The organism is Embleya sp. NBC_00888, assembly GCF_045207655.1.
In the GTDB taxonomy this organism is placed as follows: domain Bacteria; phylum Actinomycetota; class Actinomycetes; order Streptomycetales; family Streptomycetaceae; genus Embleya.
The window spans coordinates 3,811,369-3,835,618 of sequence record NZ_CP108784.1 but is presented as its reverse complement, the minus strand read 5'-3'; the positions used below and the strand labels follow the sequence as shown (position 1 = coordinate 3,835,618).

At 72.9% G+C, this 24,250-nt stretch carries 19 protein-coding genes; 10 read left to right on the top strand and 9 right to left on the bottom strand.

The window, feature by feature from the left end:
* Nucleotides 1–382 precede the first annotated feature (382 nt).
* Complete coding sequence (locus tag OG948_RS15840; protein ID WP_406297169.1) at nt 383–1,165, bottom strand: SDR family oxidoreductase; 783 nt, start codon at nt 1,163–1,165, stop codon at nt 383–385.
* Nucleotides 1,166–1,298: 133 nt separating this feature from the next.
* Nucleotides 1,299–4,532 carry an AfsR/SARP family transcriptional regulator gene (locus tag OG948_RS15835; RefSeq protein WP_406297168.1) on the bottom strand — a complete coding sequence of 1,078 codons (3,234 nt, stop codon included), beginning with the start codon at nt 4,530–4,532 and terminating at the stop codon, nt 1,299–1,301.
* Nucleotides 4,533–4,623: 91 nt separating this feature from the next.
* On the opposite strand from OG948_RS15835, the gene OG948_RS15830 reads away from it, so the two are divergent.
* From OG948_RS15830 to OG948_RS15820, 3 genes are all read left to right on the top strand, one after another.
* Nucleotides 4,624–5,055 carry a MarR family winged helix-turn-helix transcriptional regulator gene (locus OG948_RS15830; RefSeq protein WP_406297167.1) on the top strand — a complete coding sequence of 144 codons (432 nt, stop codon included), beginning with the start codon at nt 4,624–4,626 and terminating at the stop codon, nt 5,053–5,055.
* 96 nt (nt 5,056–5,151) lie between these two features.
* A complete protein-coding gene (locus tag OG948_RS15825; RefSeq protein WP_406297166.1) occupies nt 5,152–6,456 on the top strand; it encodes an MFS transporter in 1,305 nt (434 codons plus the stop codon).
* 108 nt (nt 6,457–6,564) lie between these two features.
* A complete protein-coding gene (locus OG948_RS15820; RefSeq protein ID WP_406297165.1) occupies nt 6,565–7,323 on the top strand; it encodes a maleylpyruvate isomerase family mycothiol-dependent enzyme in 759 nt (252 codons plus the stop codon).
* A gap of 248 nt (nt 7,324–7,571) precedes the next feature.
* On the opposite strand, the gene OG948_RS15815 is transcribed toward OG948_RS15820, so the two are convergent.
* On the bottom strand, nt 7,572–8,318 hold the full coding sequence (locus OG948_RS15815) for a 3-keto-5-aminohexanoate cleavage protein (protein WP_406297164.1): 747 nt from the start codon (nt 8,316–8,318) through the stop codon (nt 7,572–7,574).
* Between the two features lie 155 nt (nt 8,319–8,473).
* Here OG948_RS15815 and OG948_RS15810 point away from each other — a divergent pair, with 155 nt between their 5' ends.
* The gene (locus OG948_RS15810) at nt 8,474–9,529 is read left to right on the top strand and encodes a hypothetical protein (protein WP_406297163.1); all 1,056 of its coding nucleotides are present in this window, start codon (nt 8,474–8,476) and stop codon (nt 9,527–9,529) included.
* Nucleotides 9,530–9,600: 71 nt separating this feature from the next.
* Here the strand turns inward: OG948_RS15810 and serC are convergent, their stop codons facing one another.
* Nucleotides 9,601–10,719, bottom strand: a complete 1,119-nt coding sequence (gene serC, locus OG948_RS15805) for a phosphoserine transaminase (protein ID WP_406297162.1) — start codon at nt 10,717–10,719, stop codon at nt 9,601–9,603.
* Nucleotides 10,720–10,876: 157 nt separating this feature from the next.
* Here serC and OG948_RS15800 point away from each other — a divergent pair, with 157 nt between their 5' ends.
* Together OG948_RS15800 and OG948_RS15795 are read left to right on the top strand one after the other, a co-directional pair.
* Nucleotides 10,877–13,732 (top strand): FAD-binding and (Fe-S)-binding domain-containing protein, encoded by a 2,856-nt coding sequence (locus OG948_RS15800; protein ID WP_406297161.1) that lies wholly within the window; start codon nt 10,877–10,879, stop codon nt 13,730–13,732.
* Nucleotides 13,733–13,792: 60 nt separating this feature from the next.
* Nucleotides 13,793–14,224: a PPOX class F420-dependent oxidoreductase gene (locus OG948_RS15795; protein WP_406297160.1), complete on the top strand. Its 432-nt coding sequence runs from the start codon at nt 13,793–13,795 to the stop codon at nt 14,222–14,224.
* 75 nt (nt 14,225–14,299) lie between these two features.
* Here OG948_RS15795 and OG948_RS15790 read toward each other — a convergent pair whose 3' ends face one another.
* Nucleotides 14,300–15,247 (bottom strand): threonine/serine dehydratase, encoded by a 948-nt coding sequence (locus OG948_RS15790; protein WP_406297159.1) that lies wholly within the window; start codon nt 15,245–15,247, stop codon nt 14,300–14,302.
* A gap of 139 nt (nt 15,248–15,386) precedes the next feature.
* Between OG948_RS15790 and OG948_RS15785 the strand changes: the two genes are divergently transcribed.
* Complete coding sequence (locus OG948_RS15785) at nt 15,387–16,235, top strand: (2Fe-2S)-binding protein (protein ID WP_406297158.1); 849 nt, start codon at nt 15,387–15,389, stop codon at nt 16,233–16,235.
* A gap of 108 nt (nt 16,236–16,343) precedes the next feature.
* Here the strand turns inward: OG948_RS15785 and OG948_RS15780 are convergent, their stop codons facing one another.
* Entirely contained in the window at nt 16,344–17,456 is a 1,113-nt protein-coding gene (locus OG948_RS15780) for a citrate synthase 2 (RefSeq protein WP_020556810.1), read from the bottom strand.
* A 390-nt stretch (nt 17,457–17,846) separates the two neighbouring features.
* On the opposite strand from OG948_RS15780, the gene pdxH reads away from it, so the two are divergent.
* Together pdxH and OG948_RS15770 are read left to right on the top strand one after the other, a co-directional pair.
* Nucleotides 17,847–18,479 carry a pyridoxamine 5'-phosphate oxidase gene (pdxH, locus tag OG948_RS15775; RefSeq protein WP_406300267.1) on the top strand — a complete coding sequence of 211 codons (633 nt, stop codon included), beginning with the start codon at nt 17,847–17,849 and terminating at the stop codon, nt 18,477–18,479.
* Between the two features lie 437 nt (nt 18,480–18,916).
* Nucleotides 18,917–20,185 carry an MFS transporter gene (locus OG948_RS15770; RefSeq protein WP_406297157.1) on the top strand — a complete coding sequence of 423 codons (1,269 nt, stop codon included), beginning with the start codon at nt 18,917–18,919 and terminating at the stop codon, nt 20,183–20,185.
* Between the two features lie 36 nt (nt 20,186–20,221).
* Here OG948_RS15770 and OG948_RS15765 read toward each other — a convergent pair whose 3' ends face one another.
* The 3 genes from OG948_RS15765 to OG948_RS15755 all read right to left on the bottom strand — a co-directional run bounded on the left by OG948_RS15765 (nt 20,222) and on the right by OG948_RS15755 (nt 23,308).
* Nucleotides 20,222–21,076, bottom strand: a complete 855-nt coding sequence (locus tag OG948_RS15765; RefSeq protein WP_406297156.1) for a hypothetical protein — start codon at nt 21,074–21,076, stop codon at nt 20,222–20,224.
* Nucleotides 21,077–21,084: 8 nt separating this feature from the next.
* Nucleotides 21,085–21,831, bottom strand: a complete 747-nt coding sequence (locus OG948_RS15760) for a sugar isomerase domain-containing protein (RefSeq protein ID WP_406297155.1) — start codon at nt 21,829–21,831, stop codon at nt 21,085–21,087.
* A 76-nt stretch (nt 21,832–21,907) separates the two neighbouring features.
* Entirely contained in the window at nt 21,908–23,308 is a 1,401-nt protein-coding gene (locus tag OG948_RS15755; RefSeq protein WP_406297154.1) for a cryptochrome/photolyase family protein, read from the bottom strand.
* Between the two features lie 196 nt (nt 23,309–23,504).
* Between OG948_RS15755 and OG948_RS15750 the strand changes: the two genes are divergently transcribed.
* Nucleotides 23,505–24,194, top strand: coding sequence for an iron dependent repressor, metal binding and dimerization domain protein (locus OG948_RS15750; RefSeq protein ID WP_355538171.1), 690 nt, complete (start codon nt 23,505–23,507; stop codon nt 24,192–24,194).
* Nucleotides 24,195–24,250: the final 56 nt, after the last annotated feature.

Genomic DNA, 24,250 nt, shown 5'->3' with positions numbered 1-24,250 from the left:
GCGGGGCGATGGGCCGGAGTCGTGGGGGCGGCGTTGCTGCTTGTTGGGCGACTTCGTCGCCGGCTCGCGAGGCGCCGCCTTTTTTCTCTCCCCCGCAAGCTCCTCCGAGAAAAAAGGCGGCGCCTCGCTCGGGGCTTCGTGTCCCTCCGCTTCGCTCCGGGCCACGAAGCCCACACTTGCGGCTCCGCCGCTCTCCGCGCTTCGCGCGTCGATCACTGGGGTGGGGGTGGGTCGGGGGCGCTGACGCGCCGGGGGTTGGGCTTCGCTCCGGGCCACGAAGCTCGAACCTGCGGCTCGGCCGCTCTCCGCGCTTCGCGCGTCGATCACTGGGGTGGGGGTGGGTCGGGGGCGCTGACGCGCCGGGGGTTGGGCGGCGGTGGGGTCAGGGGTGGCGGGGGCCCAGGAAGGAGCCGCCGGAGGTGTCGAGGGTTTGGCCGGTGATCCAGCGGGCCGGTTCGGAGGCCAGGAAGGCGACCGGGTCGGCGATGTCGGTGGGTTGGCCTACTCGGGGGATGGCCTGGCCGCCGGCGATGAGGGCGGCGATGTTGGGGTCGCCGCGTAGCCAGGCTGCGATGCGGTCGGTCTCGGTCGGGCCCGGGGCGACCGTGTTCACCGTGATTCCCCGGTCCCCGACCTGGTTGGCCAGGGTGCGGCCGAGGGTCTCCAGGGCGCCCTTGCTCATCGCGTAGGTGATCTCCGGCAGCGCGATCCGGGTGACCGCCGACGAGATGTTGATGATCCGGCCGTGGTCGCGGAGCAGGGGTAGGGCTCGCTGGATGATGAAGAACGGTGCCCGGACGTTGACCGCGAAGACTCGGTCGAAGGACTCGGGCGTCTCGGTCTCCAGCGCGCCGCTGTCGCCGATCGCCGCGTTGTTGACCAGGATGTCGAGCGCGGGCTCGCCGTCGGTGTGTTCGCGCAGGCCCGCGGTCAGGGCCGCGAACAGGCACTCCACGTCGCCGGGTACGCCGAGTTCGGCGCGTACCGGGAAGGCCCGGCCGCCGTCGGCGACGATCTCCCGGACCGTGTGGGTCGCGGCGATCGTGTTGCTGCCGTAGTGCACCGCGACCAGCGCGCCGTCGGCGGCGAGTCGCCGGGCGACCGCCTTGCCGATGCCGCGCGAGCCGCCGGTGACCAGGGCGATCTTGCCGAGCAGGGGTGTCATGTCGGTCTCCCGTGGGCCGGGCGGACCCGGCCCGAGGGGCCGCGGTCCGCGTCGTCGACTGCGATGACCGAAGCCTGGCGACCGGCGTTGACCGGACGCTGACCGATCACGTACCGCCGGCCTCGGCCGCCCTTCAATCCGCGGCGCGGGGCCCCCGGCCCAGCACGGCGAGCGCTTCCTCGCGCGACAGTGCCGCCCCGCGCGCGAACGCGGCGGCGTACGCCTCGTCGCCGATCAGCGCCCGAGCGCCCGCCTCGATCCGCTCCGCGTCCGGATCGCCGGTGGCCCGGACCCCGCGCAGGGCCGCCCCGATGCCCAGCAGCCGCGCCGCCCCGGCGCCGTCGCCGTCGAGCAGGTCGGCCCCGGCCAGTCCCTCGGCGGCCTCGGACAACACCGGCACGAAGCCGCCGCCGACCACCACCCCGAGCGCCTCGCGGTGCCGGGCCCGGGCGCCGCGCGCGTCGCCCTCGGCCTCGGCCACCCGGCCGAGCGCGACCAGTACCTCCCCGCGGGTCGCCGCGCTGGTGACCCACCCGCTCACGCAGCCCTTGAGCGCGGTGCGCAACAGCCGATTCGCCTCGGCCGGGTCGCCGCGCAGCCGGGCGATCTCGCCCAGGCCGAGTTGGGCGCCGGCCAGCGTGCCCGGGATGCCGGCGCGGGCGGCCGTCTCGGCGGCCCGTTCGTACTCGGCGTGTCCCTCGTCGATCCGGCCCGCGCGCACCAGTCGCGCGGCCCGCCGGGAGCGCAGGTCGGAGATGTCCTCCAGGGCGTCGAGCAGGACCAGCAGGTCGAGCGCCTCGTCCAGGAGCGCGTCCGCCCGCGCGCCGTCGCCGCGCCAGTCGACGAAGTCGGCCAACCGCTCCAGCGCGGTGGCCAGACCCCACCGGTCGCCGACCGCGCGAAAGCCGTCGGCCGCGGCGGCGAACTCGGGTTCGGCCGCCGCCGCGTCGCCCCTGAACAGCGACACGTAGCCGGAGCCGAGCCGGTGCAGCGCCCGCGACCACGGGTCGGCGTCGAGCAACTTCGGGTCGATCGCGGTCTCCGGCGCGCCTGGTCCGGTGGTCATCGCCCACAGATAGGTCAGCAGCGGCTGCCGGGGCGCCTCGGTGCGCCCGCGCATCATCGCCTTCGCGCACTCCGCGTGCGCCGCCAGCCGTTCGTCGATCGTGTCGGAAGCGCCCAGCGCGTACACGACGCACAACACGTAGGCGTCGTCCAGCGCGTGCGGGTCGTCGGCGGGCGCGAACCGGGTGGGCGCGCCCGGCCCGATCATGTCCAGCAGCGTGTTCGCCGGTCCGGTCGCCTCGCTGCGCCGACCGCGCATCCACCAGTACGCGGTGAGCGCGGACATCATCGACAACGCGCGCGGGAGATCGGTGCGCACACTGTGGTGCAGCGCGGCGAGCAGGTTGTCGTGCGCGAGCACCAGCCGGTCCCGCCATACGAGTTGCTCGGCCCGGCGCAGGAACGGATCTGCGGTACGGGCGAGTTCGGTGTAGTACTGGGCGTGCGCCGCGTACAGCGCGTCGGCCGCGCCGGACTCGGCGAGTCGCTCGGCGCAGAACTCCCGGATCGTGTCGAGCAGGCGATAGCGGCCGTCCCCCGGCGCGCTCAGCAGCGACTTGTCGGCCAGGCCCTGGAGCAGTTCGTCCGCGTCGTCCGGGTCGAGCCCGCACACGCCCACCACCGCGTCCAGCGTGAAGGTGCCCGCGAACACCGGCAGCCGGAGCGCGAGTTCGCGTTCGGTGTCGTCGAGCAGGCCCCAGCTCCACTCGACCACCGCGCGCAGCGTGCGATGGCGGGCGGGAGCCGTACGGTCGCCGCGCGAGAGCAGTCTGAAGCGGTCGCCCAGGCGCAGCGCGACGTCGTCGATGGACAACGAACGCAGCCGGGCGGCGGCCAGTTCGATCGCCAGCGGCAGGCCGTCCAGGGCGGCGCACACCCGCAGGATCGGTGCGAGCGTGCCGGCGTCCACGGTGAATCCGGGTCGCACCGCCGCGCCCCGGTCGACGAGCAACCGCACCGCCGGGTAGTCGAGCGCGCGTTCCGGCGGGCAGTCGGGCGGGGCCAGGGCCAACGGGGCGAGCGGGCACAACGACTCGCCGGTGATCGCGAGCGCCTCGCGGCTGGTGGCCACGATCCGCACCGCCGGACAGGCGCCGAGCAGCCGGTGGGTGAACGCGGCGACGTCCGCGACCAGGTGCTCGCAGTTGTCCAGCACGAGCAGGACGCGGCGGTCGGCCAGCGTGCCGATCAGCCGCTCGACCGGATCCGCCGCGCCGCCCTCGCCGGGGCCGAGCAGGGCCACCTCGCGCACCCCGAGCGCGCTCAACACGGCCTGCGGGAGTTGCCCGGCGTGGGCGAGTGGCGCGAGGTCCACGAAGTACGCGTCCTCCGGCCGGCGGCTCGCCGCCTCCACCGCGAGCCGGGTCTTGCCCGCGCCGCCGGGGCCGAGCAGGGTGACCAGGCGGGCGCCGGTGAGCAGGGTGTGGATCCGGGCCAATTCGTCCTCGCGGCCCACGAAGCTGGTCAGCGCGGCGGGCAGTCGGGAGCGGGTCCGGGCGGGCTCGGGCGTCGGCGCGGCGGTGGGCGCCGTCGGCCCGGGGCGGGCCGCCGACGGGGGATCGCCGCGCAGGATGGCCAGGTGTACCGCGCTCAGCTCGGCCGAGGGGTCCGCGCCCAGCTCGTCGGCGAGCAGTTCCCGGGCCTGGTCGAACACCGCGAGCGCCTCGGCCTGTCGGCCGCCGCCGTGGAGCGCGCGCATCAACTGTGCGCGCAGCCGCTCGCGCAACGGGTGTGTCGCGACCGCCTCGCGCAGTTCCTCGACCAGGGCGTCGGTCGCGCCCAGCGCCGCCGCCGCGTCCGCGTGGTCCTCGATCGCGCTTGCCCTCAGCTCGGCCAACCGGGCCGCGCGCGGGCCCGCGAACGGCGCGCCGGCGACATCGGCCAGGGCCGGCCCGCGCCACAGGTCCAGTGCCTCGCGCAGCAGGTCGCGGGCGCCCGCGGCGTCCCCGGCGGCCAGCGCGCGCCGCCCTTCCCCGGCCAGCCGGGTGAAGCGCAGCGCGTCCACGTCGTCGGGGTCCACCGCGAGCCGGTAGCCCGCCGGGTGGAACTCGATCGGTCCGTCCGGATCGGCCTCGGTGCGCAGGCTGCGGCGGAGCCGGGAGACCTGGGACTGGAGCGCGTTGGTCACCCCGGCGGGCAGCGCCTCGCCGTACAGCTCGTCGATCAGCCGGTCGGTGGTGACGATCCGGCCCGCCTCCAGCAGGAGCAGCGCCAGCAGCGAGCGCTGGCGCGGACCGCCGACGGAGACCGGGTCGCCGTCGGCGGTGTGGATCTCCATCGGGCCCAGGATGCGGAAGGTCACCGGCCGATTCTTGCCCACGGCGCGTCCCGGGAATATCCCCGGGACGCAAACCATTGGAAGTTAGCGAGAGTAAAGAGTTAAGCTAAGAAACGTGTCCCCGTCCGAACCCGACCGCGCCACGGTGGCAGCCCTCCGTGCCTCGGTGCTGAAGCTCTCCCGTCGCCTGCGCAACCAGCGGGCCGACGAGACCCTGAGCCCCACCCAACTCTCGGTGTTGACCGTGCTCGTCGTGCGCGGCGCCATGACTCCGGGCGAACTCGCCCGGCAGGAAAAGGTGCAGCCGCCGTCGATGACGCGGGTGATCGCCGGCCTGGAGGAGCGCGGCCTGGTGCGGCGCGAGCCGCACGCCGACGACCGCAGGCAGGTCGTGGTCTCCGCGACCGAGCCCGCCGCCGCCGTGGTGGAGGAGAACCGCAGGCTGGGCAACGCCTGGCTGGCGGAACACCTGGCCCGGCTCACGCCCGAGGAGAACGAGGCGTTGCGCGCGGCCCTGCCGGTGCTGGAGAAGCTGGCGCAGGCCTAGAGCCTGCTCGGGAGAGTCCGGCGCCCCGCGTCGCGGTTCGGTTCAGGGACGGATGTTCATCCGGCCTCGGCCGAACGTACGACGAAAGGGGAGCCCGTGGCGGCGACAGCCGGCACCTTCTCATCACTACGAAACCGCAACTTCCGGCTGTTCGCCGCCGGGCAGACCGTGTCGAACACGGGCACCTGGATGCAACGCATCGCGCAGGACTGGCTGGTGCTCAAGCTCACCGGCAGCGCGACCGCGCTCGGGGTGACCACCGGGCTGCAATTCCTGCCCATGTTGCTGTTCGGCCTGTGGGGCGGCGTGATCGCCGACCGCTACCGCAAGCGCCTGTTGCTGATCGGTACGCAGACCGTGATGGGTCTGCTCGCCGCCGTGATGGCGGTCCTGGTGTTGAGCGACGCAGTCCAGGTGTGGCACGTGTGGCTGCTCGCGTTCGGTCTGGGCATGGCCACCGCGGTGGACAACCCCGCGCGCCAGGCGTTCGTGATCGAGATGGTCGGCCGCAAGGACCTGGCCAACGCGGTCAGCCTGAACTCGGCCAACTTCCAACTCGCCCGGATCGTCGGCCCCGCCGTCGGCGGTCTGCTGATCACCGCGATCGGCACCGGGTGGGTTTTCGCGGTCAACGCGGTGTCCTACATCGCGGTGCTGCTCGGCCTGTTGGCCATGCGCGAGTCCGAGCTGCGCACGATGCCGGTGGTGTCGCGGGAGAAGGGCCAGCTCCGCGAGGGGCTGCGCTATGTGCGCGGCCGTCCGGACCTGCTGGTGGCGATCGCGCTGGTCGGCTTCATCGGCACCTTCGGCTACAACTTCGCGGTCACCCTCGCCGCCTTCTCCAACGACGTCTTCCACGCCGGACCCGGTTCGTTCGGGCTGCTGAACACGGTGTTCGCGGTCGGCTCGCTGGCGGGCGCGCTGTTCGCCGCCAAGCGCGGCCGGACCCGGTTGCGGGTCCTGGTCGGCGCCGCGATCGCGTTCGGCCTGCTGGAGACGATCGCCGCGCTGATGCCCGGCTACTGGAGCTTCGCCCTGCTCCTGGTGCCGATCGGGATCGCCGGACTGACCTTCAACACGGCGGCCAACTCGACCGTGCAACTGGGCAGCGACCCGGCGATGCGTGGTCGGGTGATGGGCATCTACATGCTCGTGTTCATGGGCGGCACCCCGCTGGGCGGCCCGCTGACGGGTTGGCTGGCGGAGAGTTTCGGACCGCGTACCGGGTTGCTCGTGGGCGGCCTGATCTCGCTGGCCGCGGCGCTCGTGGTCGGCGCGCTGCTCGCCCGGCACGCCGGGATCCGGCTGCGGCCGAGCACGGTGGTGCGCGCGATGAGGCCGGCGGCGCCGGCCGTCACGGCGACACGGTCGGAGTTCGGTAATCCCGTGGTCAAGATCTGACACAGCGTCAGTACAGGTGTGCGATACACCTTTTCTTGACGAGGGATTCACGCCCTGGGGTGACCCAGGCCATCGACACGTCACCCGGAACGCTGGAATCCTTGAACGATGGACTACGTGCGGTTCCAGCACCTGTTCCAGGCGGAGGGTCTCCGCTTGGGCCAGGCGGCCGTCACGGACATGGACGCGCCGGTACCGTCCTGTCCCGGTTGGACGGTCGCCGACGTCGTGCGACATTCCGTGCTCATGTACAACGGCGCCACCGGGCAACTGCGCCCGGAGCGTCGCCCGGTCGCGGGCGGCGCGAACAAGGGGGAACTGCTCGACACCTACACCCGGGCGCACGCGGCGCTCGTGACCGAGATGGCCCGACGGGACCCGCTCGACCCGATCGAGGGGGAGGACCTCGAACCCGGCGTCGCGGAGGGCGTGGAGAGCGGGGGACCCGACCCGGGCACCGCCGGCTTCCTGATCCGCCGGATGGCGCGCGAGGCCGCCGTGCACCGCGCCGACATCGAGATGGCCGTCGGCACCCCGGGACCGCTGGACGCCCAGCAGGCCCTGGACGGCATCGACGAAGTGCTGGGGGTACTGCTCCCGGCGCACTACGACGGCGGCGCCAAGGACGGCGCGAGCGGGCGCACGATCGGCGTGCACAGCAACCGGCACCACTGGCGGCTGACCATGCAGCGCTCCGGCGTGAGCATGTCCCGCGACCAGGGGTTCACGGACGCGGCGGTCACCGGCGAGCCCGCCGAACTGCTGCTCTACCTGTGGGGCCGCAGGCCCGGCTCGGTCGTCTCGCAGACCGGCGACCGCACCGTGCTGACCGCCTTCCGCCGCCGTCTGGCGGCCTCGATGGTCTGATCCGCGAGCGCGGGCGCCCGACCGGAATTCGGTCGCGCGCCCGCGCCGCGTAGGCTCTGGGGCGTGAATCCCCGCACCAGAACCCGCGTCGTCACGGCCACCCTGGCCCTCCTGCTCATCGCCGTGATCATCGGCGCGCTCATGCGCTGACGCGTTCGCGCCCACGCGCCCATGTGCCGACGCGGGTGCGCGGCCGACCGCGGGTGCGGACGACGACCCCGGAGCCGGGCCGGCCCCGGGACCGCGGGTCAGCGCGGGTTGCCCGCCGCGCGGGCCGCGCGGACCCGATCGGCGGCGATCCGGACCAGCGTCGCGTTGCCCGGGACCCGGCGGCCCTCCGGGTCCAGCAGGGTGTCCTCCAGCCCGATCCGGGTGTCGAGGCCGGCCGCGATCGCGGCGTCCAGGACCGGCCACGCGGACTCGTCCGCGCCGTGCAGCAGGCGCGGCACGCCGATGTCGTGCCGGTCCAGGACGGTCAGGATGCGTCCCGCCTCGTCCAGCGCCTGCACCGGATCGGCGCGTTCGACCTCGACCAGGATTCGGGTGCACACCGCGGCCAGATCCTGCTCGACCAGCAGCTCCGCGTCGGCCTCGGTCCACACCCCCGCCTCGACCCCCACGCCCAAGTGCGCGAGCGCGTGGGCGAGTTCGATCGAACCCGGTTCGGACAGGTTGACCGAGGCCAGGTCGGGCAACACCCGCCAGGCCCGCACCGCGGCCAGCCGGACGTCCGGGTCCGCCTCGATCCACGCGCCCGTGCTCACCCCGATCGGCACGCCCGGGGCCGCGCCCCGGATCGCCCGGAGCGCCGCCGCGATCACGTCCGGCGCCAGGCTCTCCCGACCGTCGCGCCCGCGCGGGTGCACATGCACGATGGACGCGCCCGAGGCCACCGCGGCTCGACTGTCCGCGGCGATCTGCGCCGGTGTCAGCGGAAGCGCCGGGTGCTCCTCGGGGCGCCGTGTGCCGTTCAGACATGCCTTGACAAGTGTCATGGAAGACTCCGGATGCCGACGCCCACGAAGCTCCCATCCCATCCCCGACACACGGCAAACCGCAATGGATTCCGCCGAGCTGTCGCAAAGTGCTCCCCGACCCGACGGGGACCCGGGCCGGGCCGGCAGGCTGGACCCATGACAGGACGGGACGGGTGAAGCGCGTGGGAAAGCGCCGGATGCGCGGCCTCGGTGCCCTGACGGCGGCCGTTGCCCTGGTGGTGGCGATACCGGCGTCGGCGGCGGCCGATTCGGACGTGTTGTTGACCATCAAGGACGAGCGGATCACCGAATCCAGCGGCCTGGTGGCCAGCGCGCAGCACCCGGACGTCTACTGGACGCACAACGACAGCTCCGACGCGCCCAGGATCTACGCGATCGGCAAGGACGGCGCCACCAAGGCGACCATCACGCTGTCCGGTGTGGACGCGCGGGACTGGGAGGCGATCACGGTCGGCAAGGACGACGCGGGCAAGCCCGCGCTGTTCGTCGGCGACATCGGCGACAACCTGCACGGCAAGTGGCCCGAGGTGTGGATCTACCGCTTCGCCGAGCCCGCGACGCTGGCCGACGCGACGGTCAAGCCGACCAAATTCCGGGTCAAGTACGACAACGGCCCGCGCGACGCCGAGGCGCTGCTGATGGATCCGCGCACGAACAAGCTCTACATCGCGAGCAAGGAGGCCGAGGGCGGCCTGTACGAGCAGCCCGAGCAGCTCTCCGCGACCGGGATCAACACCTTCAAGCGGATCGCCGCCGGCGGCTCGACGGTGACCGACGGCGCGTTCGCGCCGGACGGGTCGCGGTTCGTGTTGCGCGGCTACTTCTCCGCCACCGTGTTCGCCGCGCCGGGCAAGGAGTTGGCCGGGGTCGCCGTGCCGATCCAGCGCCAGGGCGAGTCGGTCGCGTGGAGCCGGGACGGCAAGGAGTTGCTGCTCGGCAGCGAGGGCAAGGGCAGCCAGGTGCGCCGGGTCGAGCTCAAGGGCGACAACCGGCCGGATTCGGTGCGGGCCGCGCCCGGAGCCAAACCCGGAGCCCGGTCGGCCGGCGGCACCGCCGGCACGGACGCGAGCACGGCCGCCGGCGACGAGAGCGACGGCGATTCCGGGATGGACAAGGCCAAGACGTACGGCCCGGGTGTGCTGGCCGTGGTCGGCCTGGTGGTGCTGTTCTTCGCGTATCGCCGCCTCGGCGGCCGGAACCGGGCCTGATCGCCGAAGGGCCGCCGCCCCGGGACCGGTTCGGTCCGGGGCGGCGGCCCCTCAGGCACCGCGAACGCGGATCAGAGCTGCTCGATCACGTAGTCGACGCACGCGGTCAGCGCCTCGACGTCGGCCGGCTCGACGGCCGGGAACATCGCCACCCGGAGCTGGTTGCGGCCCAGCTTGCGGTAGGGCTCGGTGTCCACGATGCCGTTCGCGCGCAGCACCTTGGCCACCGCCGCCGCGTCCACCGAGTCGGCGAAGTCGATCGTGCCGACCACCTGCGAGCGGGCCGCCGGGTCGGTCACGAACGGGCTCGCGTACGAGGACTTCTCGGCCCACCCGTACAGCCGGCCCGACGAGTCGGCGGTGCGCCCGACGGCCCAGTCCAGGCCGCCCTGCCCGTTGATCCAGTCGAGCTGGTCGGCGAGCAGGAACAGCGTGCTCAGCGCCGGCGTGTTGTAGGTCTGGTCCTTGACCGAGTTGTCGATCGCGGTGGCCAGGTCGAAGAACGGCGGGATGTAGCGGTCCGACGCGGCGATCCGCTGCGCGCGCTCCAGCGCGGCCGGCGAGAACGCGGCGAGCCACAGACCGCCGTCGGCGGCGAAGTTCTTCTGCGGCGCGAAGTAGTACACGTCGGTCTCGGCCGCGTCCACCGGCAGCCCGCCCGCCGCGGAGGTCGCGTCGACCAGCACCAGCGAGCCCGCGTCGGCGCCGGCCGGCCGGGCGATGGGCATCGCGACACCGGTCGAGGTCTCGTTGTGGGTCAGGGCGTACACGTCCACGCCCGCCTCGGCCTGCGGCAGCGGGTGCGTGCCCGGCTCCGACTTGATCACCGTCGGCTCCTCCAGCCACGGCGCGGCCTTGACCGACGTGGCGAACTTGGAGGAGAACTCGCCGAACGACAGGTGCTGGGACTTGCGCTCGACCAGGCCGAACGCGGCGATGTCCCAGAAGGCGGTGGCGCCGCCGTTGCCCAGGACCACCTCGTAGCCCTCGGGCAGGGAGAACAGGCTGCCGACACCTTCGCGAACCCGGCGCACCAGGTTCTTCACCGGCGCCTGCCGGTGCGAGGTGCCCAGGAGAGAGGTACCGGTCGCCGCGAGAGCGGCGAGTGCCTCGGGACGTACCTTGGACGGGCCCGAACCGAACCGGCCGTCGGCGGGCATGAGCGCTGCGGGAATCTGGATCTCGGCCACGCGGAGAGCGTAGTCGTGTCCGATTCGTGGGTGATGTGTATTCCGCACAATGAGACGATCGCGCCCGGCATGTGGCACGGGGGCGTCTCGACGGGTGGGCGACACGCGCCCGGCGGCGGGCGTTCGACGGCCGGGTGGCGCAACGGGTGAGGATGGCGTGGTGACGGCACAGCTCGGGGACCTCGAAGGCGCGTTGCGGGCGCGGGTGCGCGGCGAGGTCCGGTTCGACCCGCAGGCCCGCGCGCTGCACTCGATGGACGCCTCCAACCACCGCAAGGTGCCGCCGGGGGTGGTCGCCCCGCTGGACGCCGAGGATGTGCTCGCCGCGCTCGCGGTGTGCCACGAGCGGGGCGTGCCGGTGACGGTACGCGGCGGCGGCACCAGCATCGCCGGTCAGGCCACCGGCAACGGCCTGGTGCTCGACCTGGCCCGGCACCTGAACCGCATCCACGACGTGGACCCGGCGACCCGCGTCGCGCACGTCGAGCCCGGCGTGGTGCTCGACGACCTGCGCCGCGCGGCCGGCCGGTACGGGCTCACCTTCGGCCCGGACCCCTCCACGCACAGCCGCTGCACGCTCGGCGGCATGATCGGCAACGACGCCTGCGGGTCGCACTCGGTCGCCTGGGGTCGCACGAGCGCGAACGTCGAATGGCTGGACGTCGCGACCATGGACGGCACCCGGATGCGGGTCGGCCGGGATCAGGCGGTGCCCACCACCGGCCGGGCCGCCGAGATCCACGCCGCGCTCACCGACCTCGCCGACGCCAACCTGGCGCTGATCCGGCGGGGCTTCCCGGCCTTGCCGCGCCGGGTCTCCGGCTACGCCCTGGATCGACTGCTGCCCGAGCACGGACGCGACCTGGCCCGGGCCCTGGTCGGCACCGAGGGGACCTGCGTCGTGGTGCTCGGGGCCGGCCTGCGCCTGGTCGAGGCGCCCAAGGCGCGCGCCCTGGCGGTGCTCGGCTTCCCGGACGACTTCGCCGCGGCCGACGCGGCGCCCGGCCTGCTGCCGCACGGCCCGCTCACCGTGGAGAGCCTGAGCGCGGGCCTGGTCGCGTTGGCCGCGTCCGCGCGCGACGTGGCACTGCCGCCCGGCGCGGCCTGGTTGTTCGTCGAGGTCGGCGCGGACACGGTCGCCGAGGCGAAGGAGCGCGCACACGCGCTGGCCGGTTCCGGACCGGCGCGGGTGGTCACCGATCCGGCGGGGCAGCGCGCGCTGTGGCGGATCCGCGAGGAGGCGTCCGGCACCGCGACCCGGATGGCCGACGGCTCGGAGGCGTGGCCGGGCTGGGAGGACACCGCGGTGCCGCCCGAGCGGCTCGGCGCGTACCTGCGCGCGTTGGCCGCGCTGATGGACCGGTACGACCTGCGCGGCCTGCCCTACGGGCACTTCGGCGAGGGCTGCGTGCACATCCGGATCGACTTCGACCTGCTCACCACGCGCGGCGTCGCGGCGTATCGGGCGTTCTCGTCCGACCTGGCGGACCTGGTGGTCGCGCACGGCGGCTCGCTCTCCGGCGAACACGGCGACGGACAGGCCCGGGCCGAGTTCCTGCCCCGGATGTACGGACCGGAGATCGTCGAACTGTTCGGCGCGTTCAAGGCGATCTGGGATCCGGCGGGGCTGTTGAACCCGGGCATCGTGGTTCGTCCACACCCTGTGGACGGCAATCTGCGGTTCGCCGGGATGCGCACGCCCGTGTCGGTCGAGTTCGGCTATCCGGCCGACGGCGGCGACTTCGCGGCGGCCGTACGGCGCTGCGTCGGGGTGGGCAAGTGCCGCGAGTCGGCCGACACCTCCTCCGGCGGCGTGATGTGCCCGTCGTACCGGGTCACCGGTGAGGAGGCGCACTCGACGCGCGGGCGGGCCCGGCTGCTGCACGAGATGTTGATCGGCGAGGTGATCACCGACGGGTGGCGCTCCACCGAGGTCCGCGACGCGCTCGACCTGTGCCTGTCCTGCAAGGGCTGCCGCAGCGACTGTCCGGTGGACGTGGACATGGCCACCTACAAGGCCGAGTTCCTGCACCACCACTACCAGGGCCGGCTGCGGCCGGCGGCGCACTACGCGCTGGGCAATCTGCCGCTGCTGGCGCGCGCGGTGGGTTCGGTGCCGGGCCTGGCGGGCCTGGCCAACGCGGCGGCGAGGGTGCCCGCGCTGCGGCGTGCGGCGCTCGGTCTGGCCGGGCTCGACCGGACCCGGGAGATCCCCCCGTTCGCGCCCGAGCCGTTCACCCGGTGGTGGCGCGATCGGCCGCGCGTGAGCGGGAGTTCGCGCCGCCGGGTGGTCCTGTGGCCGGACACCTTCGGCAACCGGTTCCGACCCGAGATCGGGCGCGCGGCGGTCGAGGTGCTGGAGGCGGCCGGACTGGAGGTGGTGGTGCCGCCGGGGTCGGTGTGCTGCGGCCTGACCTGGGTTTCGACCGGGCAACTGGACATCGCGCGACGGGTGATGGCCCGTACGGTGCGCACTCTGCGGCCGGCGATCGAGGCCGGGCTGCCGATCGTCGGTCTGGAACCGTCCTGCGCGGCGGCGCTGCGCACCGACGTACCCGAGTTGCTCGGCCGGTCGGCGGACGGCCTGGCCGACTCGGTCAAGACCTTCGCGCAGACGCTGGAGGAGTACGCGCCGCACTGGGCGCCGCCGGTGCTCGATCGTGAGGTGACCGGCCAACTGCACTGCCACCAGCACGCCGTGCTGGGCGACGCGGCCGACCGGCGGTTGCGCGCCCGAGCCGGGTTGACCGGCGAACTCGCGGGCGGTTGTTGCGGGTTGGCGGGCAACTTCGGCTACGAGGCGGCGCACGCCGAGGTGTCGCGGGCGGTCGCGGCGGACCGGCTGCTGCCGGCGCTCGCGGCCGCCGGACCGGACGCGGTGACCCTGGCCGATGGGTTCAGTTGCCGCACCCAGATCACCCACGTGAGCGACCGCCGCCCGGTGCACCTGGCCGAACTCCTGGCCGCCGCACTGCCGCCGGCCACGGCCACGGCCCCGGTGGTGCGGCCGTGACGTCACCCGTGCGCGCGGCGCGGGGAATAGCCGGTGGGCGATCGCGACTTGGCACCGGACATGACCGACACAGCGTTCAACCCGCGCACGCTCCTCGCCGATAGCCGCCTCGGGGTCCTCGCCACGATCAAGTCGGACGGCCGCCCCCAACTCTCCCCGGTGATGCCGTTCTACGACGGGGAGGCCGGTGTCCTCTACGTCTCGATGACCGAGGGCCGCGCCAAGACGGCGAACCTGCGCCGCGACCCGCGAGCGGCCCTGGAGGTCACCAGCCCCGACGGTCGCTCCTGGGCCACGGCCGAGGGCACGGTGACCCTCGTCGGACCGGGCACCGACCCCGAGGGCCCGGAGGTCGAGGCGCTCGTGGACTACTACCGCTGTGCCGCCGGGGAGCACCCGGACTGGGCCGAATACCGCGCGGTGATGGTCGCAGACCGCCGGGTGCTGATGACGATGGCCGTCGACCACGTCTACGGCGCCGACATCGGCTGAACCGCCGACGGTCCGGGCCACCGCGCGATCCCACCCTCGCGGTGGCCCCGGCGTCCCGTGCCCGGACCGCGGGTTCTAGACCAGGTTTCCCGGGTCGGTGTTGGCGCCGCACAGTATGACGGCGACCTTTTCGCCCTGGGTCGGGGTGTACGCACCGGTGGAGAGGGCGGCGAGGGCCGTGGCCGCGGCGTGTTCGACGACGATGCGGAAGTTGTCCCACAGGGCCTGGCGGGACTCGACGATGGCCTTGTCGGAGACCAGGACCGAGAACGCGCCGGTGTGCTGCGCCGTGGCCAGCGCCGTGGCGGAGACCCGGCGCGCGCCCAGGGAGTCGGCGGCGATCGAGTCGGTCGGCACGTCCACGACCTCGCCCGCCTCCAGCGCGGCGTTCAGCGCCCGACAGTTCTCCGGTTCGACCGCGACGGTGCGGATCCCGTGTTCCTCGGCGGCGGTGGCTACGCCCGCGAACAGACCGCCGCCGCCGACCGAGACGATGACCGTGTCCAGCGTGCCGGGCAGGCCCGCGACCATCTCCGGCACCAGCGTCCCCGCGCCCGCCGCGATCAGCGGGTTGTCGTACGCGTGCGACAACAGCGCGCCGGTGTCCTCGGCGAACCGCTGCGACGCCTCCAGCGCGTCGGCGTACTCCCGGCCCACGAGCAGTACGTCCGCGCCGTACGTGCGCAGCCGCTCGACCTTGATCCGCGGCGCCGTCTCCGGCAGGAACACCGTCGAGCGCACCCCGGCGCTGCGCGCCGCCCACGCGCACGCGAGGCCCGCGTTGCCGCCGGAGGCGATCACCACGCCGGCCTCGGGCATGGTGCCCGCCTCGATGTGCGCGGTGGTGAAGTTCGCGGCGCCGCGCGCCTTGAACGACCCGGTGTGCTGGATGTACTCCAACGCGAGCCACACGTGCGGCGACGGATGGATCGGCATCATGGTGACCGGCTGGGTCTGGCCGACGATGCGCTCGGCGGCGTTCCTGATGTCGCCGTAGGTCAGTTCGGGCGTGGCGGTATCCATGACGCACGACCTTATGCGTTGGCCGGCCGCCCGAGGAGTCGGTGCGCCGGGGGGTGGGTCGCTCGGCACACGGGTGATGTGCGGGACATCTCGATCACTCGCGTGGACATCCGGGTTAGGCAAGCCTTACCTTCGGACCATGACGTTGGTCGATCTTCGGGAGTCCGGGCCCTGCCCCGCGTTGACGGAGACCTTTCGCGGGCTCGGCGCGGCGTGTCCGCTGATCACGGTCGAGGCGGGGCATCCGCGGGCGGGTCTGCTGCAGGTGGCGCGCGTGGCCGAGGACCCCGAGGTGCTCGAGGGTGTGCTGACCGCCGAGCGGCAGCGGATCACCGCGTCCGTGGCCGCCGAGCCGCGCGCGGACGCCATCGCGATGTGGGCCCTGCACGGCTACGCCTGGTACGCGTGCCTGATGTTCGCCGGGCCGTGGTTCCTCAGCCGCCGGGTCCCGTCGGTGGACCTGGACGACGTATGGCTCGACCCCTCGCCGGAACGGTCGAGCAAGTGCCTCACCGTCACCTCGAACAGCTTCGCGTGCCTGCCCGACGACCCGGACGCGGGTGCTCCCGGCGCGCGAGTGGTGGCGGACGAGGACGCCCTGCGCGCGGTGCTGCTGCGCGCGGTGTCCGAGCACCTGGAGCCGCTGCTCACCGCGTTCCGGCCGCACCTGCGGCGCGGCGAGCGGGTGGTGTGGGGGATGGTGGCGGACGAGGTGGTGAGCGCGGTCTGGTACCTGGGCCGCTCGCTCGGCGCGGACGAGGGCGAGCGCGCGGTCCGCGAACTCGGTGAACTGTTTCCCGGCGACACCGGCCGGTTCAAGCGCGACGCCGGATTCCGTACCCTCCGGGGCACCGAGGGCCGCACCCACTGCAACCGCACCCAGAGCGTGTGCTGCCTCTGGTACACGCTGGAGCCCGACGCGCTGTGCGGCACCTGCCCCCGCGCCGACGACGAGCGCCAGGTGGCCATCCTGGAAGGTCGCGTCTGACCGGGATCCCGTCGCGTGCGACCGGATCCGGGGCCGGGCCGGACATGACGGAACCCCGCACCCTGACGGGTGACGGGGCTCCGGGTGAGCGTCGAGCGCGTCGAAGGCTCAGTGCTTCAGGTTGCGGACCGTGTCGTCGTAGCCCGGGACCTCGGTGATCGGGCGGGTGCCCGGGCCGACGTACAGGGCGGCCGGACGCACCAGACGCGACGTGCGCTTGTGCTCCAGGATGTGCGCGCTCCACCCGGCGGTCCGGGCGCAGGTGAACATCGAGGTGAACATGTGGGCCGGCACCTCGGCGAAGTCCAGCATCACCGCGGCCCAGAACTCCACGTTGGTGGCCAGGATGCGGTCGGGGCGCCGAGCCTGGAGCTCCTCCAACGCCGCCTTCTCCAGTGCCGCGGCCACCTCGTAGCGAGGCGCCCCCAGCTCCTTGGCCGTCCGTCGCAGCACACGCGCGCGAGGGTCCTCGGCGCGGTACACCCGGTGGCCGAAACCCATCAGGCGCTCGCCCCGGTCGAGGACGCCCTTGACGTACGCCGTGGCGTCGCCGGTGCGCTCGATCTCCTCGATCATGTGCAGCACGCGCGAGGGCGCACCACCGTGCAGCGGGCCGGACATCGCGCCGACCGCGCCGGACAGACACGCCGCGACGTCGGCACCGGTGCCGGCGATCACCCGCGCGGTGAACGTCGAGGCGTTCATGCCGTGCTCGGCCGCCGACGTCCAATAGGCGTCGACCGCCTTGACGTGCTGCGGGTCCGGCTCGCCCCGCCAGCGGATCATGAAGCGCTCGACGATGGTCTGCGCCTTGTCGATCTCGCTTTGCGGGACCATCGGCTTCTCCAAGCCGCGGGCCGACTGGGCGACGTACGACAGCGCCATCACGGCGGCCCGGGCGAGGTCGTCCCGCGCCTGGGTGTCGTCGATGTCGTGCAGCGGTTTCAGACCCCACACCGGGGCGAGCATGGCCAGCGCGCTCTGCACGTCCACGCGGACATCGCCCGAATGAATCGGGATCGGAAACGGTTCGGCCGGTGGCAGGCCGGGGTTGAACGCCCCATCCACCAGCAGGCCCCAGACATTGCCGAACGAGACGTGGCCGACGAGATCCTCGATGTCCACACCTCGGTACCGGAGCGCGCCACCCTCCTTGTCGGGTTCGGCGATCTCCGTCTCGAACGCTATGACTCCTTCGAGCCCGGGTACGAACTCGGACATCAGGCGGCTCCTCATGCGATCTCGACTGACTTGTGGCCGGGTCCTTCATACCCCGCACTACCACACCGTGTCTTCCCCCGAAAAGGCCGGGGCGCATGGTGCCGATCAAGCTCCGCACCTGGGGTCCGCCGGTGATTCGGGGAGGTGTTCCGCTCGGTCCGGGCGAGGCTCGGGATGGTGCCTCGCTTGAAGGTATGGGCCGATCGAAGTCCGTCGGTCAGGATATCTCTTGATATCGAGACGACCTACGCCGGAACACACCCGGGCGAGTGAGGTCCGGCACAAACCGGCCCGGGTCGGTCACCCAAGGGTCCCTCGTCGGGGGTGATCGTGCCGGGGGCGGGCGACTGGTGGTACTCGTTGTCCGTGGAGTTCACCCAGCTTGCCGCGATGCGCCGGCAGTACCGAGGCGAAGGCATCGACGTCGGCGCCTTGCCGCCGACCCCCTTCCCGCTGTTCACCGCCTGGCTGGCCGAGGTGGCGGCGGCCGAACTGCCCGAGCCCAACGCGATGGTCGTGGCCACCGCGACGCCGGACGGACGGCCCAGCACCCGCACCGTCCTGCTCAAGGAGTTCGACGAGCGGGGCTTCGTCTTCTATACGAACTACGGCTCGCGCAAGGGTGTCGAACTGGCCGCGAACCCGGCGGTGAGCCTGCTCTTCCCGTGGCACGCGCTCGCGCGTCAGGTAGTGGTGACCGGTTCGGCCGAACGGGTGTCGCGCGAGACCACCGCCGAGTACTTCCGCTCCCGGCCGCGCGGCTCGCGGATCGGTGCCTGGGCGAGCGAACAGTCCACCGCGGTCTCCGGGCGCGAGCAGTTGGAGAAGCGGTACGCCGAGGCCGAGGCGGGGTTCGCGGCCATCGACGACATCCCGGTGCCGGAGTTCTGGGGCGGCTTTCGGGTCCGGCCGGACGCGGTGGAGTTCTGGCAGGGGCGCGAGAACCGGATGCACGACCGACTGCTGTACCTGCGCGAGGGCGACGAGGGGTCGAGGTGGCGGGTCGAGCGATTGAGCCCGTGAACCGGAACGGGTCGCGGGCCGTCGTCGTCGGCTCGGACGAGCCTCGGCGCGACCGGGTTCCCCGCCGAGTCGTCATCGGGCCCGCAAACGACAGCGACCCGCAGGTCGCTTCTCCGTCCACCTCGGTGAGATGGAACGAAGGCCGGGGGACGATCCCGGCGACCTGCGGGTCGGGTGTCTGCCTGGTGTTGCCGGCCGCCTGCCTGCGTCCGTCGCGGTGCACTCACGACGGGGCCTGCCGAGCCGGTAAACCGGAGTGGCGGCTAGCGGGCAGCCACCTCACGCGTCCGAATGCTATGCAACTTCAGACCACCTCCTCTCCCGTGTGCCAGTGAGGTTAGATCCGCGCGTGGGCGGGTGCAACGCATTTACGGGGTGCCCGATCCCACATCGAAATCAGGAATAGATGCAGGGGGCATTGGGATTGGATGAGGCGGGTGCACCCTGCCTCGAAACCTGCCTCGAAACGCTTCGCCAAAGCCGTCCTCGCGGACGTGACCCCGCTGCGCGAGTTCCCCGACTTCCGTCGCCTGTGGTTCGGGCACTCGGTGTCCTCGCTGGGCCAGCAGATGACCGCCGTCGCGGTGGCGATCCAGGTGTACGACCTGACCGGGTCCAATTTCGCGGTCGGTGTGGTGGGGCTGTGTTCGGTGATTCCGCTGATCGTGTTCGGGCTGCTCGGCGGCGCGATCGCGGACAGCCTGGACCGGCGACTGGTCGGCCTGGTCACCGCGAGCGGACTCGCCGCGGTGTCGATCGTGCTGGCCGGGCAGGCGTTCCTCGACCTCGGACAGGTGTGGCTGCTGTACACGGCGGTCGCGGTGCAGTCGGCGTTCTTCGCGGTGAACAACCCCGCGCGCACCTCGATGCTCCCCAAGCTGTTGCCGCCGACGCGGCTGCCCGCGGCCAACGCGCTGAACTCGATAGCGATGGCGCTCGCGATGACGGTCGGGCCGATGCTGGGCGGCCTGGTGATCGGCCTGTGGAGCTTCCAGGCCGCCTACCTGATCGACGCGATCGCCTTCTCCGCGGCGCTGTACGCGATGTGGCGGCTGCCGTCGATGCCGCCGACCCGGGCCGAGGACGGGCGCAAGCGGGCCTCGGTGCTGGAGGGGCTGCGCTTCCTGCGCGGCAGGCCCAACGTCCGGATGACGTTCCTGACCGACATCGTCGCGATGGTCTTCGGCATGCCCCGTGCGCTGTTCCCGGCGATGGCGGCGACGCTGTACGGCGGCGGGGCGACCACGGTCGGCCTGCTGGTCGCGGCGCCGGCGGTCGGCGCGCTCGCGGGCGGATTGTTCTCCGGCTGGCTGGGCCGCGTGCGGCGGCAGGGGCGCGCGGTGGTGCTCGCGGTGATCGCGTGGGGCTCGTGCATCACCGTGTTCGGGCTGGGCGGCCCGCTGTGGCTGGGGCTGATCCTGCTCGCCCTGGCGGGCTGCGCGGACACCGTCAGCATGGTCTTCCGGAACACCATCATGCAGGTGGCGACGCCGGACGCGATGCGTGGGCGACTGGCCGGCGTGTTCATCGTGGTGGTCGCCGGCGGGCCACGGCTGGGCGACTTCGAGGCCGGGTCGGTGGCGTCGCTGACCACCGAGCGCATCTCGGTGGTCAGCGGCGGCCTGGCCTGCGTGGTCCTGGTGATCGCGCTGTCGCTGCGGTGGCGCGGCTTCTGGCGCTACGACGCGCGTGATCCGCAGCCGTAGGGCGTATCGGGGGTGCGCGCACCCCGCCGTCCGGCGTCAGGTGCGCGGCGCGATCCACACCTGTTCGGCGTGCGCGGCCACCCGGCCCTCGGCGTCGTAGAGCGTCGTCGCGGTGCGCACCTTGCGGCCCTCGCGGCCGAGTCGGCGGCCGAGCACGACGCACGGTTCGTCGGGATAGGGCAGGGCGTACACGTGCGCGGTCATCCGGCCGAGCAGAAGCGCGGTGTCGGCGTCCATCCCGGTCCAGCCGCCGGGGCAGTCGAGCGCGGCCCAGACGAACTCGGGCCCGATCTGCTCGGTACCGGGCGCCACCAGCGAGGTGTGCGGGGTCCACACGCACGCGTTGGTGTCCGGACGGTCCGCGAGCAGGCCGGGGAACAACCGCAGGCCGTCGCCCTCGGCGCGCCCGGTGCCGCACACGAAGCACTCGGTGTAGGGGTTCCACGCCGCGAAGCCGGGGAAGGCCCGGCTCGCCTCGCGGGCCTCGGCCGGGGTGACCGCGTCGATCGGCGTGGGCAGCGGCAGTGCGGCGTCGACCGGGATCGCCTCCGCGATCGGCCCGTCCTGCTGATCCAGGGTCAGCCCGCCGGTCGCGGCGTCGCGGGTGACCGGCAGCGGCCGATCCAGCGGCACCGCGCGGCGCAGCGTCACGGTCACCCCGGAGGCCGTCCCACCGCTCGCTCGGGTGGCCAGCAGCCCGGCCAGATAGCCGCCGTTGCCCATGCCCGGCGGCCCGTTGAAGCGGGCCGGGACCACGATCGCGGCCGAGCGCCGGTCGGGCACCTCGACCGGCTCGGCCGCCGGCGGCGGAGCGGCGGGAGAGCGTCGGTCCGGGGTCCGCCGGTCCGGGACCTGCCGATCGGGAGACTGGGACCGTGCGTTGGGATGCACTGCCGGGTTCACCTCAGGTAGAAGATCCGGTCCGCGTGTTCGGCCAGCAACCGCTCGTTCCACGCGGCTCCGCCCTCGACGTTCGCGGACATGAACACCGGGGGTTCGACCCCCCGGGAAACCAGGTGGCCGATCACGCCGACCATGAGTGTCTGCAGCACCGCCGAGCACACCACACCCGAGGTCGGGCCGATCCGCTGCGGTACGCCGTCCACGTCCAGCGCGGCGTCGCCGGGCGCGATGGCGGTGTCCAGGACGATGTCGCAGTTGTCGAGGACTCGCGTACCCGACGGATGCCTGGGCGACTCGGCCCTGCTGGCCACGATCGAGGTGACGCCGATCACGAGCACGCCGCGCTCGCGCGCCTGACGGGCCAGCTCCACGGGCAGCCCGTTGCGCCCGGACAGCGAGATCACCACGAGCGCGTCGCCCTTGCGCAGGCCCGCGCCGTCCAGGACCGGGCCGGCCAGTTCGGCGAGCTTCTCCACCGCGGTGCTGACCGTGATCGGGCGCACGGTGAGTTCGTTGCCGGGGGCGATCAGCGGGTTGGCCAGGATCAGGCCGCCCGCGCGGTAGATCACGTCCTGCGCGGCGAGTGCGGAGTGGCCGCCGCCGAACACGAACAGCCGGCCACCGGCCGCCAACGCCTCGGCGATCCGGTCCGCGGCACGGTCGACGGTGGGCAGCTCTTCGTCCCGCAGTCGCTCCAGCAGCGCGATCGCCGCGTCGAGGTAGCGCGCACCCAGCTCGACCATCCCCGGTCCTCCCGTTCGTTTCGGTGTGTTCCGAGCTTCGTATACGGATCCGCCGTGCGTACGCGGATCCGGCACCTTACCGCCGGATCGCCTGGTAGCGGTCGAGTGCGACGCGTCTTTCCTCGGCGTGCTCGACGACCGGGTCGGGATAGCCCTCGACGCCGATCCGCCACGGCTCGTGCACCGCCTTGCCCGCGATGCCGCGCAGCTCGGGGACGTAGCGCCGGACGTAGTCCCCGTCGGGGTCGAACCTTCGGCCCTGGGCGATCGGATTGAAGATCCGAAACCACGGCGACGCGTCCGTGCCGCAGCCCGCGGTCCACTGCCAGCCGTGGCTGTTGGAGGCGAGGTCGCCGTCCACGAGGTGCCGCATGAAGTGCGCCGCGCCGCGCGTCCACTCCTGGTGCAGGTCCTTGACCAGGAAGGACGCGACCACCATGCGCACCCGGTTGTGCATCCAGCCCTCGGCGAGCAGTTGCCGCATTCCCGCGTCCACGAACGGGAAGCCGGTCCGGCCCGCGCGCCACGCGTCGAACAGCGCGTCGGCGTCCGGGCCGCTGTCGTAGCGCATGTCGGCCATGTCCCGGTTCAGGTACTCGCGGGCGGTCTCCGGCCGGTGCCACAACACGTCGGCGTAGAACTCGCGCCAGGCCAGTTCGCTGCGGAAGGTCTCGTCGACCCGGCCGGCGAGCAGTGTGCGCGGGTGGATCTCGCCGAATTTCAGGTGCACCGACAGCCGCGAGGTGCCGCTCAGGTCGGCCCGGTCGCGCAGTTCGCGGTAGCGGTCCAGGCCGTGCGCGCGGAACTCGTCCCAGGTCTCGCGCGCGACCCGCTCGCCCGCCTCGGGCAGGCGTACCCCGGCGGGCGCGGGGGCGGCCGGGTGGTCGACCGAGTCGGCCCACGCCCACGTGAGATCGGTCGGGCGCGGCAGCGGGGCGCGCCGGTCGTGCTCGAGCCACGCGCGCAGGAACGGCGTGAACACCCGGTAGGGCGACCCATCGGCCTTGCGCACCCGCCCCGGGGCCACCGCGTACGGCGATCCGGTGGCCCGCAGCGGCACCCGGAGAGCCGCCGCGACGGCCGCGTCGCGGGTGCGCCCGTAGGGCCCGAAGTCGGCGCTGACGTGCACCTCGGCGGCGCCGACTTCGCGCACGAGCGCGGGCAGCTCGCGGATCGGGTCGCCCGCGCGGATCACCAGGCGACCACCCAGCTCGCGCAGGTCCGCGTCCAGGGCGCGCAGCGAGCGGATCAGGTGTGTCCGGCGCGCGGGCCCGGAGGCGTCCCACAGGACCGGGTCCAGGACGAACAGCGGCAACACTCGGGCCGGCTCGCCGTCCCCGGTGCCGGGAAAGCCGGTTCCGGCCGCGGCGTGCAGTGCCGGATGATCGGTCAGCCGGAGATCGCGACGGAACCAGAGGACATGTACACGATCGGGGGATCCGGACGGGCCCGAGGTCTTCCGGGATGGCAATGGCATACCGGAACGTTATGACCGTACGCACCCCACAGCGTGGGCCCACACGGGCGGCAGACACGTACGGATGACGCGGCGGCACGCGCGGGACGGCGCGGACGGGGAAAGCCGCGGGGGCTCGATCGGCCGGACGTCCGCGTCGGCGGTCCAGGTGCGTCAGAATTGGACGGCAGGACCACCAAGAACGGAGCCGCTGGTCGTGAGTGGACTCATCGACACCACGGAGATGTACCTCCGGACGATTTTCGAGCTGGAGGAGGAGGGCGTGGTCCCGCTGCGGGCGCGGATCGCGGAACGGCTGGAGCAGAGCGGGCCGACCGTGAGCCAGACCGTGGCACGGATGGAGCGGGACGGGTTGTTGACGGTCGAAGGTGACCGTCACCTGGAACTGACGCCCGAAGGGCGGGGAATCGCGACGCGGGTCATGCGCAAGCATCGGCTCGCCGAGTGCCTGCTCGTGGACGTCATCGGATTGCCCTGGGAACAGGTGCACGCCGAGGCGTGCCGTTGGGAGCACGTGATCAGTGAGCAGGTGGAACGTCGCCTGCTCGAACTGCTGCGCTATCCCAAGGAATCGCCGTACGGCAACCCGATCCCGGGCCTGGAGGAGCTGGACCAGGAGCTGCACGCCGACTCCTTCAAGGAAGGCGGGCTGGTCACGCTGCTCGAGTCGGCGGGGCCGGAAGGCAAGAACGTCGTGGTGCGGCGGCTCGGTGAGCCGCTGCAGACCGACGCCCAACTGATGTACACGTTGCGCCGAGCCGGGATTCGTCCCGGGGCGGTCGTGAGTGTGCACGAGTCCGCGGGTGGCGTGATGGCGGGCAGCGGCGGCGAAGCCGCGGAGCTGTCGCCGGAGGTCGCGTCGCACGTGTTCGTGGCCGCGCGGTAGTTGCGCGTAGCGCGCGGGTTGGGCCCTCGTATCCGAGATGGTTCGGGTGCGGGGGC

Coding starts and splice junctions, on each gene's coding strand:
- OG948_RS15840 (WP_406297169.1), bottom strand. CDS start 1,165: ATGACACCCCTGCTCGGCAAGATCGCCCTGGTCACCGGCGGCTCGCGC.
- OG948_RS15820 (WP_406297165.1), top strand. CDS start 6,565: ATGGACTACGTGCGGTTCCAGCACCTGTTCCAGGCGGAGGGTCTCCGC.
- OG948_RS15815 (WP_406297164.1), bottom strand. CDS start 8,318: ATGACACTTGTCAAGGCATGTCTGAACGGCACACGGCGCCCCGAGGAG.
- OG948_RS15795 (WP_406297160.1), top strand. CDS start 13,793: ATGACCGACACAGCGTTCAACCCGCGCACGCTCCTCGCCGATAGCCGC.
- OG948_RS15790 (WP_406297159.1), bottom strand. CDS start 15,247: ATGGATACCGCCACGCCCGAACTGACCTACGGCGACATCAGGAACGCC.
- OG948_RS15785 (WP_406297158.1), top strand. CDS start 15,387: ATGACGTTGGTCGATCTTCGGGAGTCCGGGCCCTGCCCCGCGTTGACG.
- OG948_RS15780 (WP_020556810.1), bottom strand. CDS start 17,456: ATGTCCGAGTTCGTACCCGGGCTCGAAGGAGTCATAGCGTTCGAGACG.
- pdxH (WP_406300267.1), top strand. CDS start 17,847: ATGCGCCGGCAGTACCGAGGCGAAGGCATCGACGTCGGCGCCTTGCCG.
- OG948_RS15760 (WP_406297155.1), bottom strand. CDS start 21,831: ATGGTCGAGCTGGGTGCGCGCTACCTCGACGCGGCGATCGCGCTGCTG.
- OG948_RS15755 (WP_406297154.1), bottom strand. CDS start 23,308: ATGCCATTGCCATCCCGGAAGACCTCGGGCCCGTCCGGATCCCCCGAT.